The following is a 16,940-nucleotide window of genomic DNA, read 5'->3' as shown; positions in this document are numbered from 1 at the left end:
TGACTTCCCACAATATTTTTGGTCCCGAACACAAAAACATTCTTCCGCGGTCTTCATGCATTATTCGAGCACTAATTAAGCACTGACCGCTACTACACATCGCTGGGTCATCTCTCCTACCTAAAAAAAGAAAGAGCTCTGCAGCCCTTCCTCTTTACGCGTTATTCTTAATTGTTTCTAACGTCGTTTTGTCCGTTGTTCTTACAAGCTTTGTAATAAGTTCTTTTGCTGCTGCATAATCATCAACATGTAAAATAGAAGCATGCGTATGAATGTAGCGAGCACAAACACCAATTACTGCTGATGGGATACCTGAGTTACTTGTATGTACACGGCCCGCATCTGTCCCACCTTGTGAAATAAAGTATTGGTACGGAATATTATTTGTTTCTGCTGTATCTAAAATGAATTCGCGCATTCCTCGATGAGTTACCATCGTACGATCGTAAATACGAAGAAGAGCACCTTTTCCTAATTGACCGAACTGCGTTTTATCACCAGAAGCATCGTTTGCTGGACTTGCATCAAGCGCATAGAAAATGTCTGGTTGAATCATATTAGCAGCTGTTTGTGCTCCGCGAAGACCTACTTCTTCTTGTACAGTAGCACCAGAGTATAATGTATTCGGTAATGTTTCATCTTTTAATTCTTTTAATAACTCGATTGCCAGGCCACATCCATAACGGTTGTCCCAAGCTTTCGCCATAATTTTCTTCTCATTTGCCATCGGTGTGAACGGGCAGATTGGCACGATTTGTTGTCCTGGTTTTACACCAATTTCAATCGCATCTTCATAACTATCTGCACCTATATCGATTAGCATATTTTTTATATCCATCGTTTTTGCACGTTGCGCATCACTTAATAAATGAGGAGGGATAGAACCAACAACACCTATAACAGGACCTTTCTTCGTCATCACTTGTACGCGCTGCGCTAATAGCACTTGGCTCCACCAGCCGCCTAACGTTTGAAAACGAAGCATTCCGTTTTTCGTAATTTGCGTAACCATGAAACCTACTTCATCCATATGACCTGCTACAAGAACACGTGGGCCAGTTTCGTCCCCTTTTTTCAGACCAAATACGCTACCTAAACCGTCTTGCACAATTTCATCAGCATATTTGCTTAATTCTTGCTTCATAAAACGGCGTACATCATGTTCAAAACCTGACGCACCTTGTAATTCTGTTAACGCACGAAATAATTGTAATGTCTCTTTATTCACGAAGTCCCCTTCTTTCAAACCTTAGTAGAATACCTTTTTTATTGTAACGAAATTTTCGAAATGTTTCTAGTTTCTTCTTTTTTAGCTGCATTTGCTTTATAATTATTATCGGTACACTATTTTTATTTTATAGAATTGAGGTGAATATATGAGCTGGAAAGGTTTAGTAGCAGGTCTTGGCGTTGGATTTGCAGCTGGTTATTTCGTTGCAAACAAAGTACAAGAACAATCCCATATTTCTTCAGAAAAAGCATTGAAAATGGTGAAACAAGCATTAAATCATAAAGGTGAAATTACTGGCTCTTGGGTACATATGGTTCCAGAGACATTTGAAAAATATGATGTTGCGTATGAAGTTTATCGCGGCGGTCTTACAACAATGTTAGATGATATACAAGAACGATTTGAATTTTTAGTTGATGCTAAAACAGGTACTGTTTTAGAGGTAATAGCAGCATAAAAAGAGGTTTCCCATTAGGTGAACCTCTTTTTTTTGAAAAATTGCGGATAGTGATTAAAATTATATCAGCGATTTCCCAATTATATCGGCGCAATTCAAATTATATCAGCGTTTGTTTAAATATATCGACTTACTGACAAAACCCGACAATAAAAAAGAGGCTGCTCCAATAAATATGATGGAACAACCTCCTTTTTTAAGCTTCTATACTCGTTTTTCTCTCAATTTTTTCTACAATATGTCCTTCCTCATTCCACTTCACTGCACGATAATATGCGTCATGATAAAATGAAAACCACGCATCGTTTTCAGCACCATATTTCATCCACTTTTGCTTATTTTCAATCGATGTCATCGGATAATCATCATAAGCCATTACCCATAATACATTTTGATGCGCATGCGTCGGCAATAGGTCCGCTAAATGAAGCATCGTTTCCCCCTGACTTTCAAGGATCACAACCGCATGCCCATCACTATGACCGCCTGTATGTGCCATTTTTATTTCATCCGTAATGTCTATTTCTTGCCTAAACGTAACAACTGTATCTGCAATTGGCTCCCAATTTTCCTTCCAATATGTATTACGTGATCTAATATTTGGGTTCCTCATTTCATTCCATTCTGTCTCACTTACATAAACTTTCGCATTCGGAAACGCCGGTACAAGGTGATCCCCTTCCCATTTCGTTAAACCAGATGCATGATCAAAATGAAGGTGCGTCATTAAGACGTAGTGAATATTTTCAGGCTTTAATCCCAGTTTTTCTAAAGATTCATAAACCGATGACTCTTCCGTTACTCCTTGATTTCTCTTCATTTTCTCATTCAATTTACCGTTTCCTATTCCAGAATCAATAAGCATATTTCCATCTTTCGTTTGCAAAAGTAACGGATCTGTTCGTAAATATATATGATTTGTATCGTTATGTTTATATTTTCGTGACCAAAGTACTTTCGGCACAACGCCAAACATTGCCCCGCCATCTAAATGTGTGTTCCCACCTTTTAACCACGTCACTTTTATATCTCCAATTCGTAATTCTTCCATCACACATCCCCCTTTTACATTAATTTTAACATAAAATTCTGATTATTTTAGTTATAAAAAAACCTATGCATTACTGCATAGGCTCTGTGCGATACTTCGCTTCAACTCGATAAATACGATGACCTTTACTAGAGAACTTCTCTTCGTACTCAGTCATAATATTACCTTCAAAATCACTGTTATGAAGATCTAGGCTTAAGTAAGTTAGTAACATACCATACTCAGCCATACTCATTAGAGAGTATTCAAATAACCCTTGGTTATCTGTTTTGAAATGAATTTCTCCGCCCTCTACTAACACTTCTTCATAATTGCGTAAAAACGTTTTATACGTTAAACGACGCTTCGTGTGACGATTCTTCGGCCATGGATCTGAGAAGTTTAAATAAACACGATCAATTTCACCTTTTGCAAAGAAAACTGTTAAATCTTCAGCATCTTTATTTATTAACTTTAAGTTCGGTAATTCTTCTTCAATTAATTTATCAAGTGCATCTACAACAACACTCGTAAATTTTTCAATTCCAATATAATTAATATGTGGATTTGCTTTTGCCATATCGTACATAAAGCGGCCACGACCTGTACCTACTTCAATGTGAATGGGTTGTTCATTTCCAAATACTTCTTTCCAATTACCCGCGCGCTCTTCTGGATTTCCAATTACGATATGTGAATACTCATTAATTCGATCTAATGCATATGGTTTATGTCTTAAACGCATAGATGTCTCCCTCTCTTTACAAAGCTATTTTAAAGGAATGATTCCTTTTTTCTGTTTTAATCAATCTACCAAACAAAAAACCAAGTACGTACGAGCACTCGGTCCGTTTCTTTCAAGTATAAGATGTACCATTTTGATAAAAACTACATACAGCATTAAACATTCCATGACGACGTAGCTTTTTCTCTTACATTCCGAGAAGAGAAAAACAATCGAAAGGATGATCCGTTCATGCCAATTAGTCAACAACATCAATTAGAAGTGCTGAAAGATATTTTAGTCAATCACCAAAGCGATTGCTGCGGGACAGTTTCTGAATGCGAGCAATTAGAGCGCCTCATTCAATCGTTACTCGCAAACGATAATATAAGTAATGACGCTAAAACAATGCTAAACGATGTATATTCTTATAGTCAATCGGGTAAATCTTCCTCTAATTTGGACAACCATATTTCCAATAATCAAGAACAACTTACTCAGTGGATTGCTGGAATGGACAATTTTTCTTAAGTATTATTCTGAAGCAAGTAGTTGCTGTAAATATTGATGCCAATATTCAGCTTCTGCTTGCTGTTTTTTTGTTGTGTGCCATTGAATAGATAAAATCGTTTGTGCTATTACATACCATCTCATACGCCTAAGCAATGATTCATCCATTTCAATATCATAATACCCGAGCCACTCACTCCATTCATGACGCGGAATGTACCAGTATAATAACATACCGAGGTCTAGAGCTGGGTCAGCAATGACAGCTCCATCCCAATCAATTAAAAACAACTCATCTTCGTCCGACAATATCCAGTTGTTATGGTTTACATCACAATGGCATACAACGAATTCATTGTATTCAATACTTTTTAATGAATCCGTTAAATATTGAAGGCCTTGCTGAATTGTTTCATCTACCCTTATATCTCCCCTTAAAACAAGTTGCAATTGTTGTAATAACTCTTGGGCGTGAAGCGGCTGCTTCCCAAGTCTTTGAATCATCTGCACAAGCGCTTTAGAGGAGTGTATTTTCTTCAAAAGTTTCGCAACACGTTCTAGTTTCATATCCTCTGGCTCTAGCTTCTGTCCCGGAAGCCATTTTTGAGCAGAAATCACATCACCGTTCGTTACCCTTCTTGTCCAAAGTAATTTTGGAACAATTCCTTCTGCTGACAATACCGCTAAAAAGGGCGATGTATTCCGCTTTAAAAATAACTTCTGTTGTCCGTTTTGCGCAATATATGCATCGCCCGTTACTCCACCAGCCGGTACAAGACTCCACTCTTTTCCTAATAATTGTTCCAACCATTCCATATTCATTACCCGTTAACAAATCCTTATCTTTTATAGTTATGAAAAGAAAAACCGCAACATTTCTACACATGTTGTGGATTCATATATATTTTACTGTAAATGAAAAGAAAACTTGGCATAAGCCAAAAACTCTCTATTTTATTTTACAAAACCACTCATAGAATGACAACTTATCAAAATCGTCACCTTTGTCAATTCTACATTTATTACATTCTCATCGTCAAGTAGCGATTTGTCACATTATCGTCAATATATACGTGCTAATGGGAGCCAATTGAAGCTCCTTTCCTCTAAATGAAGAAATTGGCTCTATTTTCGCTTGCTTTTCGTTTACTAACACATGCCACGTTCCTTCTTTTGGAAGCTGCACCGTTTTAGCTTCCAAACCGCTATTAAATAAAACGACAATTTCTTTCCACGGCCCAAACAATTCTACATGCTCTAGGTGGTATGCAAGTACTTCTGTAGATGTTTGCAAAAAAGTCATATGCTTTTTTATAAGATCTGCGTTTTGTAATCGGAATGCCCCGTGCTCTTTGCGAATCGCAATTAACCCTTTTATATAGTTAACTGTCTCCATCTCTTTCTCTTTTTGATCCCAGTCTAATCGATTTATTTCATCATTTGCATTATAACTATTTTCATTTCCATTCTTCGTACGATAAAACTCTTGTCCTGCGTGTAAGAAAGGAATTCCTTGCGAAAGAATAACTATTGCGCTTGCTAGAAGGTGCCGTTTTTTCAAAATCTCTTCCGGTTCTTCATTACTGTGCACTAGTTTATCCCACATCGTCATGTTGTCATGACATTCTACATAGTTAATACTTTGTACCGGTTCTAGAAATAATCCTGTTTCTTTCACACTTAATAAACTACCTGATGCTATATACTGTAAATGCTGACAGTCTACATGCCCACCAAACGCAAAACCACGTTTATTTACATTAAATGTGCTACCTTTTATTCCATCACGAAATTGATCATTAAACTGCGCGATATGTGGCATTTTTCTTGCATTATTTAACGTTGCTTTTTCCTCAAGAGGAAGCGGTGTTTGTAAATCCCATCCTTCTCCTAATAACAATGCGTCTCGCTTTATGTTTCGCACTTCTTTTTCTATTATGTTCATTGTATCAACATCTAAAATCCCCATTAAGTCGAATCGGAATCCATCAACATTGTATTCCGTCAGCCAATATAAAATAGACTCTATAATGAATTTCCTCATCATTTTTCGTTCAGACGCTATATCATTTCCAACTCCCGTCCCATTAGAAGGCATACCATCTTCGCCATGGCGAAAATAATAACCTGGAACAAGCTTTTCAAATGATGATAGTTCTCTTTCATAAACGTGATTATATACAACATCTATAACTACTCGGATACCGTTCTCATGAAATGTTTCAATCAATTGCTTACACTCTACTATCCTGTTATACGGATCAGAAAGGTTTGTAGCATAAAACCCCGTTGGCGTATTGTAATATAATGGATTGTAACCCCAATTATATGCGCCGGAAGGATTTGCCTCATCTACACCACCGAAACAAGATAACGGTAATAATTCAACATGTGTAACACCTAAATCTTTTATATGAGACAATCCTGTTAACGTCCCATTCCGTCCCGTCGTTCCCTCTTCCATCAACCCTCTATATGTTCCTTTTTTATTCACTCCACTATTTGGGTGAATAGTCGCATCACGAATATGCAGTTCATACAATATAGCATCTGTCATTGACTGTAATGGTGGTAATTCCTCTCGTCTCGTTACATTCGTCTTTTCCAAATCGATAACAACACCGTATTTCCCATTTGCAGTCGTTGACTTTGTGTATGGATCCACCGCTTCATTCCATATTAAATTAATACAGACGAGGAAGGTATATCGAGCCCCATCATGATCCCCTTGTAATGCATGAACCCAAACACCATTTTCTTCTCTATGCATGTCATAATCGGTATATTCTTTATCACTTTTATAAAATCTTACTTTTGCAAGCCTCGCAGTTGGAGCCCACACTTTAAATGTTGTTGCTTCTTTTTTGTATACAGCACCTAGATCTGTGCCTTCGTAATAATACTTCTCATCAAAAATTGCCGTTCGAATAACAGCGCCTATTTGTAAATCCGTTTCTTCGTTCCGTTCATCTCGTACTGTATAATACTTCCCCACATCTAGTGACTCTTCTATAAAGCACTCATACTTTGTTGCATCCGGAAGCGCAATAGTATGAGCAATCGGTAAATCTTTCACATTATTTCCTTCTTGCAAACGAAATGTCCGACTTGTTCCATACGCATGTGGGAGCAAAATTGTAATTTTATTCATTTCATCTAAATAGGCATCAAATGGACGTTTTACTTTCAACATAAAAAAATCACCATCATTCTCAAAATTAAAATAAAGTGAATATTTAATCAATTCGGAGTATCCCCTGCTGATTATTAGCCCCCACCAATCGGGCCTTTGTGTGAGTATACGAGCTGCAAATAATAAAACTTTTCTTATTAGCAAGACTCTATACAGTAACTCCATTATTCTCTATAGTATATTCACCTGTATAAAAAACGTTTTCATACATTCTATTTTTGTAGTTTTATTTCAGCAATCGATTTATATTTCGGCGTTTCCTTCACGTGAGATTCGTATAAAGTAATTGTATCCGCTTGAAATGATATTTCAGGCACTTCTTTTATATTTTCCAAATGAAACTTTTTTTCTCCCATCCATTTACGAGCAACAGTAATATGTGGATGATACGGACGTGTTTCTAAAGAAAACCCATTCCCTTCACAAATCGCATGCACTTGCTTTTGTAACTGAAACAACTCATGATTTTCACTTACCTTCGCCCAAAAAATACGTGGCCTGTCTTCCATGCCAAATGTTGAAAATCCTTGTAATGTGAAAGGTAGTTCCTTTTTTTCTATAAGTGTTTGTAATCCATTCTTTATTCCTTCTAATTGTTCCTCTGTCGCACTTCCTAAAAAGGAAAGGGTAATATGATAGTCTTCCTTATGTACCCACGAGCGAAATGGTAATTCCTCCTCCATATCCTCTTTATAATTAGAGAGCACTTCTTTTATATAATTTGGTAAAGTAATTGCGACAAAATAATGCGGCTCCATTTACATCATCTCCTTCTTTTTATTGTTGCTTTTCTTTCTTATCTCATTCAGTTAAAAAGAAGCCGCCCTCTAAAGTAGAGAGCGGTCATTATTCATATATCCTTTATTTCGCTAATTCATGAATTGCTTGCGCGTAAATTGCTGTTGCTTTTAATAAGTCTTCAATTTCAATGTACTCATCTTTTTGATGCGCAAGTTCTTCTTTTCCAGGGAATAGCGGGCCAAATGCAACGCCAGCTTTCAATGAACGGGCGTAAGTACCACCGCCGATTGCTAATAGCTCTGCTTTTTCTCCTGTTTGTTCTTCATACACGCGCTGCAGCGTACGAATTAATACGTGGTCTTTATCGACGTGATGCGGACGAGAGTTAGAATAATCCGCTACTTCAAATCCATGAATACTAACGTATTCTTTTAACTTCGCAATCATTTCTTCAAAGTTAGTCGTAACTGGGTAACGTACGTTTAACCCTAAGTTACCACCGTTTTCTTTCGTATAAGAAAGGCGACCGACATTCACTGTTAACGGACCGCTAACTTCGTCTTTATAAGCAATAGTAGCTTTCTCACCAAAAATATCACCAGTAAATGTTTTTGCTGCAAATGTCGCAAATGCATTTGCTTTTCCATCAAGTGAAACTGTAGTTAAGAAGTTTGCTAATAGTAAACCTGCATTTTCTCCTTTTTCTGGAGTAGATCCGTGCGCTGAAATTCCTTCTATTTGCAACGTCACTGTATTTCCTTCTATAGTTGAGTTCCCTATTTTTTTAGCCGTTTGTAAATACTCTTCATATGCTACTGTAAGTGCATTTACATCTTCTCCTGTAATAACCGCTTTTGCAAAATCAGGAACCATGTTTAAACGGCGGCCTGACTCAAATGAAACGAGTTCATATACACCTTTTTTCTCTTCACTACCATTTTGCACAACTTGTATATCAGAAATTCCTTTTTCTGCATTAATAATTGGAAAGTCCGCGTCTGGCGCAAAACCTATTGTTGGCATTTCTTCGTTTTTAAAGTAGTGATCTACACATTTCCAGTTACTTTCTTCATCTGTTCCTAAAATCATACGAACGCGTTTTGAAAGAGGCAACCCTAATTCTTTCACAATTTTCATCGCATAATAAGCTGCCATCGTTGGGCCTTTATCATCAATTGCACCACGTGCAAAAATCTTTCCTTCGCGAATATCTGCACTATATGCAGGAGTCGTCCAGCCATCTCCTTCTGGTACAACATCAACATGACAAAGAATACCTACTAGTTCTTCTCCTTGTCCCATTTCAAGATGACCTGCATAACCTTCTAAATTTTTAGAAGCAAAACCTTCTAATTCTCCTTTATGTAACATGAAAGATAAAGCTTTTTCTACACCTTCACCGAACGGTGCGCCCTCTTTCGCCGACTCTTCTTCCCACACACTTTTAATTTGCAAAAATTGTTGTGTATCACGAATTAAATCATCTTTTCGTTTTGCAACTTCTTCTGTCCAATTAATCGCTGACATCACGCATCCATCCTTCGCTATATTATCTCTTTCATCATAGCAAACCGAAATCCCTTATGCCATACACGAAAGTCAAATACCGAACAATTGTAATATTTCAGATATTTCCCATTAGTTTTTCTTTTATTTTTTCAAAAAATTTTGCAGGAATTTGGCGTTTTACGTAGAATTTTATGTGTTAGTTGACTGATCATATATACAATGTCAACTACCAATATTTTTCTATATGAAATTTTGTTAAACTTTTGTAAAATTTAAGTAGATTAAAGCATGAATTTTATCATGTAGAGTACAATGGTAGTAACGACCTTCTTTCCTGAATGGGGTCAAAAAAACTAGTAGAGGAGTGGTTTTCTCTTGAAACCTACAACTACTCGTATGCTAACACGCATTAAATCAATTTATATGTACATCAATGAAAACGGAACGGTAACGACGAAAGACCTTGTAGATGAGTTCGGGATCACACCGCGAACGATACAACGTGATCTAAATGTGTTGCAGTTTAATGAACTCGTGTATAGCCCTTGCCGCGGTAAGTGGACAACAACAGGAAAGAAAGTGAGAATGACCTCATAACGAAAAAATAATTGTATGTAAATAAATACATACCCCTTTCTAACTCATTAGAAAGGGGTCTTTTCTGCGCCTAAAAACAGGACTACTTCTCAGTATCTACTTGATATGTTTTTAACATTTCTACTTCTTCATCTGTTAGCTCTCGGTATTCTCCAAGTTCTAGTTCTTCATCTAATACTAACGGACCCATCTCTGTTCTCTTTAGGTAAACAACCTTTTTCCCTACTGCTTCAAACATGCGCTTCACTTGATGGAATTTTCCTTCTGTAATCACAAGCTCAATTTCAGAAATATCATCGCTTTTTAATATTGTAAGTGCGCCTGGTTTCGTTTCATAACCATCGTCTAAAATAACACCTTTAGCAAACTCTTTTACATCCTCTTCCGTTACAACTCCTGCAACGTGTGCATAGTATTTTTTCGGCACATGCTTTTTCGGAGATAATAATTGATGTGATAACTTCCCGTCATTTGTTATCAATAAGAAACCTTCCGTATCGATATCAAGTCGTCCAACTGGGAACGGATCAAAGATTGCATCTTCTAGTTCTAATAAATCTATTACTGTTTCGTGATTATCATCTTCTGTAGCTGAAATTACACCTTGTGGTTTATGCAGCATTAAATAAACAAACTCTTTATATTCTACAACTTCACCGTGAATCATAACTTCTTGCTCTTCTACATTTACATGAACCTTTGCATCTTTCACCGGCGTTCCATCAATCTTCACAACGCCGTCTTTCAATAATTTCTTTACTTCTTTTCTACTTCCGTATCCCATATTCGCTAATAATTTATCTAATCTCACGTTTTTCACCTTCTTTATTTATCATAGAAAAGGGGACGTATTTACGCCCCTTTTGATTTCAACTTTATTTTGAATCTACTGCCAAGTTTACGCTGGATTTTCTCTAACGCTTCTCCGCCAAATACTCTTTCAAGTACTCCTGTGCGAATTGCTAACAGACCGTAAACAAGACCACCAACACCTGCACAAATCGCAACTGTAATTAAAGCACCAATACGGCCATCTGGCGAAATCATGAAGGATAGAATCCACTGTGATAGTTTTACCGCCACGACCATTACAAGTGTTAATACCGCAATTTGGAATGTTCTCTTATATACAACACCAAATGAATAGTGTGCATGTTTTTGGATTTGTCTATTCGTATACCATACGGACGCTAAGAAACCGACTGCAGTAGCTAAAATCGCTCCTACTGTACCGAAATATCGAATAAAGATTACGTTACATACAAATTTCAAAATAACACCCATAACAAGTGCGACAATCGCATGTTTTTGTTGATTAATCCCTTGCAGAATCGCGGCTGTTACCGTAAATAAAGCAAATAACAATGCAACTGGTGCATACCACATTAACACTTGTCCACCTAATGGATCTGAATCGTAAAACGCAGTGTAAATTGGATAAGCCAGTGTTGAAATACCGACAACTGCTGGCAATGTTAAAAACATATTCGCCTGGAATGTTTGTGTAATTTGTAATTTTAAATAGCGATATTGTTTTTCCGTAAATGATTTTGTAATCGCTGGTACAAGCGTTAAACTAAACGCTGTTGCAAGCGATACTGGAATCATAATTAATTTATGCGTCCACATTGTGAAAATACCGAGCGCTCGCTCTGCGATATCACCTTGACCAATTGCCTGCATAATAGAGTTAAATGTCAATGTATCAATTTGTTGATATAAAGGAATTGTTAACCCAATTACAACGTAAGGAATTGCATACGCAAATAACTCTTTAAACAATTGAACGGTACTTACTGTCGATTCTGGTACAGTTTGTTCAATTAAATATTGATCCAAATATTTTTTACGTTTTAACCAGTACCAAATTAATACGCCGAGTGCTCCAACTGCTGAAACGAATGCAGCGAATGTCGCAACTCCGACTGCTGTTGCTACTGTACCGCCAAGTATTTTAATAACGATGAAACTACCCGCTAATAAAAAGACGATACGAATAATTTGTTCAATAATTTGTGACACCGTAGTCGGCCCCATCGATTGGTGACCTTGGAAATAACCACGAATCAAACTTGCTGCCGGTACAACAATAAGTGCGAAACTTACGAGGCGAATAATCGTCGTAACTTCTTCTACCTTATTTTGTAAACTTTGTTTACCAAGCATTGCTTCTGCAAATAATGGTGCGGTCATGTACAGTACTAAGAAGGAAAGAACTCCTGTTACTATCATCATAACCATTCCCGAGCGGAACATTCTTCGGCTCGTTTTATAATCTCCAAGTGCATTATATTTGGAAACAAACTTTGAAACAGCAAGCGGCACCCCTGCCGTTGCAATACTTAAAAATATCGTATATGGAATATATCCATATGTATAGAGCGTTCCGCCTTCTGTGCCTACTAATGCATGAAACGGAAAGACGTAAATCATGCCTAAGAACTTTACTAAAAATGTCCCTAACGTCACAATAAGCGTTCCGCGCAGAAATTTTGAATCGGACATACGAAAATCCTCCTACTTCCTATATAACGCTGAACTCTAACTTTTGTATTGTACCACAATTCTCCCCTCAAGCAGTACTTCACTCTATTTTTCTTTTAAGGGAAAACATGCTATTCTTTTAGGCAGGAAATGTAGAAAATGAGGTCGATATATTATGCATTATGATGTTATTGTAATCGGTGGCGGGCCTTCTGGGCTAATGGCTGCAATCGGTGCTGCAGAAGAAGGCGCAAATGTCTTACTTCTTGATAAAGGAAATAAACTAGGGCGCAAACTTGCGATTTCTGGTGGTGGTCGTTGTAACGTAACGAACCGTCTACCACTTGATGAAATCGTTAAACATATACCAGGAAATGGCCGCTTCTTATACAGCGCTTTTTCTATTTTTAATAATGAAGATATTATTACATTCTTCGAAAATCTCGGGGTAAAATTGAAAGAAGAAGATCATGGCCGTATGTTCCCTGTATCAAACAAAGCGCAATCGGTAGTAGACGCACTTTTAACACGATTAAAAGATTTAGGTGTAAAAATCCGTACGAATACACCTGTTGAAACGATTGAATATGAAAATGGTCAAACGAAAGCAGTTGTATTACAAACAGGCGAAGTGTTAGAAACGAATCACGTCGTTATCGCTGTTGGCGGAAAATCTGTTCCTCAAACTGGTTCTACTGGAGACGGATACGCTTGGGCTGAAAAAGGTGGTCATACAATTACAGAATTATTTCCAACAGAAGTACCAATCCTTTCAAACGAGCCGTTTATACGTGATCGCTCATTACAAGGTCTTGCTTTACGTGATATAAACTTAAGCGTATTAAACCCGAAAGGAAAAGCTATCATTTCTCACAAAATGGACATGCTCTTCACTCATTTCGGCCTATCTGGTCCTGCTGCTCTTCGCTGTAGTCAATTCGTCGTGAAAGCACTGAAAAAGTTTAAAACGAATACAATACAAATGAGTATTGATGCATTACCAGAAGAAAATAGTGAACAACTATTCCAGCGCATGCTGAAACAAATGAAAGAAGATCCGAAAAAAGGAATTAAAAATGTGTTAAAAGGATACGTTCCCGAGCGTTACTTCCTATTCTTATTAGAAAAAAATGAAATTGACGGTAGCGAACAAGCTGGACAAGTTTCTCATGAAAAGATTCGTGCACTTGTGAAAGACTTTAAAGAATTTACTGTGAATGTAAATGGTACGCAGTCAATTGAAAAAGCATTCGTTACTGGCGGAGGCGTATCTGTTAAAGAAATTAATCCGAAAGAAATGTCTTCTAAATTCACGAATGGCTTATATTTCTGCGGAGAAGTTCTTGATATTCACGGTTATACGGGCGGTTATAACATTACATCTGCTCTCGTTACTGGTAGAATTGCTGGAACTACAGCTGGAGAAAATGCGAAAATGCAATATTAAAAAAGAAACAGGATTCCTGTTTCTTTTTTTATAGGTACACGAAATTATATCAGCGATTCCACGACTTATATCAGCGATGTTTCAAAAATATCAGCGATTCTGCAACTTATATCGGCGATTTCTCAAATATATCGACTTACCGACAATAAGCGACAAATATACACTCCTCCTAACTTCCCATTACTTATTTGTTGCTTTATATACCTTAGTACCTTTATATTTTATATTGTTGAATATTTAAAAAAGGGTAAGGGGAAAACATATGAGAAAAAAAGTCATGGTGTCTTTAATGCTAATGACGTTTCTTTCTGCCGTAGAAGGAACGATTGTTAGTACAGCAATCCCTCGTATAACGAGTGATTTGTCAGGCGTCGAACTTGTTAGCTGGGTTTACGCAATTTATATGCTTGCCACAGCGGTTTCGACTCCAATATACGGAAAATTGGCTGATTTATTCGGTCGTAAAAAAGTTCTGCTTATCGGAGCTACAATCTTTTTAATCGGCTCTGCACTTTGCGGTGTCGTTACATCGATGGAACAATTAATCTTCTTCCGTGCTCTTCAAGGTATAGGCGCTGGCGCTGTTATGCCAATCACAATGACGATTATTGGAGACTTATATAGCGAAGCGAAAGACCGCGCGAAAGCACAGGGCTGGATGAGTGCCGTTTGGGGTGTATCTGGTGTTGTCGGGCCGTTAGTAGGTGGTTTTTTAGTTGATTCTCTTTCTTGGCGCTATATTTTCTTCTTAAACGTTCCTTTCGGAATTATCGCTTGCTTAATGTTTGCCACTTCTTATAAGGAATCTGTTAAGTCTGCCGCCAAGCAGCATATCGACTATCTTGGTGCGACAGTCTTCTCATTAAGTACAATTGCTTTACTATACGCATTATTAACAGGTAGCAGTAAGCAAAACTGGGGAGACATTACAATCATCGGTCTATTAATCTTTGCGGCTGTGTCATTCATTATTTTCTTATACATCGAGAAAAAATCTCCGGAACCATTAATTCCGCTAGCACTTTTCTCTAACCGTACATTATCTACGATAAACATATTAACTCTTATTGCCGGTGCGATGATTATTAGTATTACAATGTACCTTCCAATTTGGAGCCAAGGTGTATTAGGAAAAAATGCGACAGAAGCTGGACTCATTTTAATGCCAATTCCTGTTATGTGGACATTCGGTGCTATGTTCTCCGGTAACTTAGTTGGCAAATTACAAACGAAACAAATTATTTTACTTGGAGCTAGCATTTTATCAGTTGCCACCTTCTTATTATTTACATTGTCAACAAATTCACCATCATTCCTTATTTATGTTGCAGTCGGATTATTCGGCTTAGGCATGGGGCTTGTGACACCTATTTACATGGTAACAATTCAAGCAGCCGTACCAGCTCATACACGCGGAACAGCCGTTGGTTTAAACACATTTATTAACACATTTAGTCAAACGTTAGGTGCTGCAATATTCGGTACAATCTTCAATACGATGATTCACGCACGTGGTATTAAAAACCTTGATCTTGTATCTGGCGGACACGGCGGAACTACAGCAAACGTAGCAACTGAATCACAATCTGCATTAGCAGCAAGTGTACACGTTATTTATATGAGTACTTTCGTATTAGCAGTATTTACATTAATTATTGCTTGGCTCTTATTAAAACCAGCTACACAAACAAGTGAGCAATAATAAAGAGGATGACCCAAATGGTCATCCTCTTTTATTCTTCATTCTCCACAATATGTTTAAGCACGGACAATTTATTATCCCAAAATCGTTCATAATATGAGAGCCACTGCTTTAATTCTTCTAACGGCTCCGGCTGCAAACAATATATCTTCTCTCTTCCACTCTTTCTTCCACTTACTAAATTCGCTTCTGAAAGAATATGAAGATGCTTCACAACAGCCGTACGACTCATCGGAAAATGATCCGTTATTTTTGAAATTGGTAACTCTTTATCACTTAATAACCGTAACACTTCTCGGCGGGTCGGATCAGCAATTGCTTGAAATACATCATATTTCGCTGCTGACGAAGACATTTATCCTTCAACAACCTTTTTCAGTTTTTCATTTACAATCGCTACCCAGCCGCCATTCATTCTATCGCGAATAATAGAGCTCTTCGCATTCGCTTTCGGCAGAATTTCATCAGGATGTTTCCAACCGCCGTGAATTAATGTAAATTCTGTTTTATTCTCTCCTAAGTCTCTCAAATGGAATGAAACAACCCAGCCATCTGTGTCCCATGAGAAAGATAAATGGTTTGGTTCATCAATTTCTAACACTTTACATGGTGACGGTCCAAATGGTGATTGAACATGAAACTCATGTCCTACCTCTAATTCAAAATCATTCGGCATAAACCATGATGCAATTCCTTCTGCAGTTGACACTACATTCCATACTTTTTGAATAGACGCGTTAAAAACGATTGTTTGTTTAATATCGTTTAATGTATTTTGTTGAGTCATTTTTTTAGCTCCTTTATCCGGCATTAAAACATAACACCTTTTAGTTGTATTTGAATGATATAACACCTTTTAGTTTCATGTCAACACTAATTCTTTTTACCGTTGAGAAATTCTCAACATTTTTTCAACAGGACAAACACCCTCTCAGCATTCCCTCATAATATACTCACAAAGGCAATAAAAAATAAAAACTTCTCTCAACATGAAACTCCATCATTCATATTGAAAGAAGTGCCTTACTTATATCATGCGTACATCGTCTCTCCTCCTTCCCTCAAGAGGCAATACGCAAGATATAAAAAATCAGAAGGAATATGCCCACCATTTGAGTAGGTAGTTATTTCTCTTCTCCTCAACATTTCCTTAGGAGCGAAATGACTACCGACTCACTTTTTTCAAACAAAATAAAAAGGGTAACTAACTGTTACGATTTATTTAACCAATTATAACCAAAGTTAATTAAATATATCAGTAAGCCCTGCTAGTCAAGTGATTGGCTAGTAGTGAGGGTTAACTGCGGGCAATCCC

Annotated in this window: 16 protein-coding genes; 5 read left to right on the top strand and 11 right to left on the bottom strand. The window is 37.3% G+C overall.

Annotated features, from left to right (window positions below):
* Window positions 1-154: 154 nt before the first annotated feature.
* Complete coding sequence (locus JDS95_RS09665) at window positions 155-1,228, bottom strand: M42 family metallopeptidase (RefSeq protein ID WP_001031501.1); 1,074 nt, start codon at window positions 1,226-1,228, stop codon at window positions 155-157.
* A gap of 148 nt (window positions 1,229-1,376) precedes the next feature.
* Between JDS95_RS09665 and JDS95_RS09660 the strand changes: the two genes are divergently transcribed.
* Window positions 1,377-1,688, top strand: coding sequence for a PepSY domain-containing protein (locus JDS95_RS09660; RefSeq protein WP_000118536.1), 312 nt, complete (start codon window positions 1,377-1,379; stop codon window positions 1,686-1,688).
* Window positions 1,689-1,884: 196 nt separating this feature from the next.
* Here the strand turns inward: JDS95_RS09660 and JDS95_RS09655 are convergent, their stop codons facing one another.
* Entirely contained in the window at window positions 1,885-2,739 is an 855-nt protein-coding gene (locus JDS95_RS09655) for a YtnP family quorum-quenching lactonase (protein ID WP_000391956.1), read from the bottom strand.
* Between the two features lie 70 nt (window positions 2,740-2,809).
* Window positions 2,810-3,463, bottom strand: coding sequence for a tRNA (guanosine(46)-N7)-methyltransferase TrmB (gene trmB / locus JDS95_RS09650; protein ID WP_001239372.1), 654 nt, complete (start codon window positions 3,461-3,463; stop codon window positions 2,810-2,812).
* Between the two features lie 231 nt (window positions 3,464-3,694).
* Between trmB and JDS95_RS09645 the strand changes: the two genes are divergently transcribed.
* Window positions 3,695-3,973, top strand: a complete 279-nt coding sequence (locus tag JDS95_RS09645; protein ID WP_001122853.1) for a YtzH-like family protein — start codon at window positions 3,695-3,697, stop codon at window positions 3,971-3,973.
* Window positions 3,974-3,976: 3 nt separating this feature from the next.
* On the opposite strand, the gene JDS95_RS09640 is transcribed toward JDS95_RS09645, so the two are convergent.
* The 4 genes from JDS95_RS09640 to pepV all read right to left on the bottom strand — a co-directional run bounded on the left by JDS95_RS09640 (window position 3,977) and on the right by pepV (window position 9,413).
* Window positions 3,977-4,774: a phosphotransferase family protein gene (locus tag JDS95_RS09640; RefSeq protein WP_002039786.1), complete on the bottom strand. Its 798-nt coding sequence runs from the start codon at window positions 4,772-4,774 to the stop codon at window positions 3,977-3,979.
* 229 nt (window positions 4,775-5,003) lie between these two features.
* Window positions 5,004-7,145, bottom strand: a complete 2,142-nt coding sequence (pulA, locus tag JDS95_RS09635; protein ID WP_085450535.1) for a type I pullulanase — start codon at window positions 7,143-7,145, stop codon at window positions 5,004-5,006.
* Between the two features lie 212 nt (window positions 7,146-7,357).
* Complete coding sequence (gene thpR, locus JDS95_RS09630) at window positions 7,358-7,903, bottom strand: RNA 2',3'-cyclic phosphodiesterase (RefSeq protein WP_000433243.1); 546 nt, start codon at window positions 7,901-7,903, stop codon at window positions 7,358-7,360.
* Window positions 7,904-8,006: 103 nt separating this feature from the next.
* A complete protein-coding gene (gene pepV / locus JDS95_RS09625) occupies window positions 8,007-9,413 on the bottom strand; it encodes a dipeptidase PepV (RefSeq protein WP_001274243.1) in 1,407 nt (468 codons plus the stop codon).
* A gap of 357 nt (window positions 9,414-9,770) precedes the next feature.
* Here pepV and JDS95_RS09620 point away from each other — a divergent pair, with 357 nt between their 5' ends.
* Window positions 9,771-9,992 carry a DeoR family transcriptional regulator gene (locus JDS95_RS09620; protein WP_000805512.1) on the top strand — a complete coding sequence of 74 codons (222 nt, stop codon included), beginning with the start codon at window positions 9,771-9,773 and terminating at the stop codon, window positions 9,990-9,992.
* Between the two features lie 82 nt (window positions 9,993-10,074).
* On the opposite strand, the gene JDS95_RS09615 is transcribed toward JDS95_RS09620, so the two are convergent.
* Complete coding sequence (locus JDS95_RS09615; protein WP_001234942.1) at window positions 10,075-10,803, bottom strand: pseudouridine synthase; 729 nt, start codon at window positions 10,801-10,803, stop codon at window positions 10,075-10,077.
* Between the two features lie 41 nt (window positions 10,804-10,844).
* Window positions 10,845-12,497: a putative polysaccharide biosynthesis protein gene (locus tag JDS95_RS09610; protein WP_001284037.1), complete on the bottom strand. Its 1,653-nt coding sequence runs from the start codon at window positions 12,495-12,497 to the stop codon at window positions 10,845-10,847.
* Window positions 12,498-12,651: 154 nt separating this feature from the next.
* Between JDS95_RS09610 and JDS95_RS09605 the strand changes: the two genes are divergently transcribed.
* Together JDS95_RS09605 and JDS95_RS09600 are read left to right on the top strand one after the other, a co-directional pair.
* Entirely contained in the window at window positions 12,652-13,923 is a 1,272-nt protein-coding gene (locus tag JDS95_RS09605; protein ID WP_000558865.1) for a BaiN/RdsA family NAD(P)/FAD-dependent oxidoreductase, read from the top strand.
* 262 nt (window positions 13,924-14,185) lie between these two features.
* Window positions 14,186-15,625, top strand: coding sequence for an MDR family MFS transporter (locus JDS95_RS09600; protein ID WP_001228036.1), 1,440 nt, complete (start codon window positions 14,186-14,188; stop codon window positions 15,623-15,625).
* 31 nt (window positions 15,626-15,656) lie between these two features.
* Here the strand turns inward: JDS95_RS09600 and JDS95_RS09595 are convergent, their stop codons facing one another.
* Together JDS95_RS09595 and JDS95_RS09590 are read right to left on the bottom strand one after the other, a co-directional pair.
* Entirely contained in the window at window positions 15,657-15,980 is a 324-nt protein-coding gene (locus JDS95_RS09595; RefSeq protein ID WP_000098843.1) for an ArsR/SmtB family transcription factor, read from the bottom strand.
* Window positions 15,981-16,412, bottom strand: a complete 432-nt coding sequence (locus JDS95_RS09590; protein ID WP_033661377.1) for an SRPBCC family protein — start codon at window positions 16,410-16,412, stop codon at window positions 15,981-15,983.
* Window positions 16,413-16,940 lie beyond the last annotated feature (528 nt).

It is taken from the genome of Bacillus cereus group sp. N24 (assembly GCF_016483345.1).
GTDB lineage: Bacteria > Bacillota > Bacilli > Bacillales > Bacillaceae_G > Bacillus_A > Bacillus_A toyonensis.
The sequence above is the reverse complement of the archived record's forward strand: the minus strand, read 5'-3'. Positions and strand labels throughout refer to the sequence as shown.

Excerpts from the sequence above, each read along its gene's own strand:
- JDS95_RS09660 (WP_000118536.1), top strand. The coding sequence starts at position 1,377 with ATGAGCTGGAAAGGTTTAGTAGCAGGTCTTGGCGTTGGATTTGCAGCT.
- JDS95_RS09655 (WP_000391956.1), bottom strand. The coding sequence starts at position 2,739 with ATGGAAGAATTACGAATTGGAGATATAAAAGTGACGTGGTTAAAAGGT.
- trmB (WP_001239372.1), bottom strand. The coding sequence starts at position 3,463 with ATGCGTTTAAGACATAAACCATATGCATTAGATCGAATTAATGAGTAT.
- JDS95_RS09645 (WP_001122853.1), top strand. The coding sequence starts at position 3,695 with ATGCCAATTAGTCAACAACATCAATTAGAAGTGCTGAAAGATATTTTA.
- JDS95_RS09640 (WP_002039786.1), bottom strand. The coding sequence starts at position 4,774 with ATGAATATGGAATGGTTGGAACAATTATTAGGAAAAGAGTGGAGTCTT.
- pulA (WP_085450535.1), bottom strand. The coding sequence starts at position 7,145 with ATGTTGAAAGTAAAACGTCCATTTGATGCCTATTTAGATGAAATGAAT.
- thpR (WP_000433243.1), bottom strand. The coding sequence starts at position 7,903 with ATGGAGCCGCATTATTTTGTCGCAATTACTTTACCAAATTATATAAAA.
- pepV (WP_001274243.1), bottom strand. The coding sequence starts at position 9,413 with ATGTCAGCGATTAATTGGACAGAAGAAGTTGCAAAACGAAAAGATGAT.
- JDS95_RS09610 (WP_001284037.1), bottom strand. The coding sequence starts at position 12,497 with ATGTCCGATTCAAAATTTCTGCGCGGAACGCTTATTGTGACGTTAGGG.
- JDS95_RS09605 (WP_000558865.1), top strand. The coding sequence starts at position 12,652 with ATGCATTATGATGTTATTGTAATCGGTGGCGGGCCTTCTGGGCTAATG.
- JDS95_RS09600 (WP_001228036.1), top strand. The coding sequence starts at position 14,186 with ATGAGAAAAAAAGTCATGGTGTCTTTAATGCTAATGACGTTTCTTTCT.
- JDS95_RS09595 (WP_000098843.1), bottom strand. The coding sequence starts at position 15,980 with ATGTCTTCGTCAGCAGCGAAATATGATGTATTTCAAGCAATTGCTGAT.
- JDS95_RS09590 (WP_033661377.1), bottom strand. The coding sequence starts at position 16,412 with ATGACTCAACAAAATACATTAAACGATATTAAACAAACAATCGTTTTT.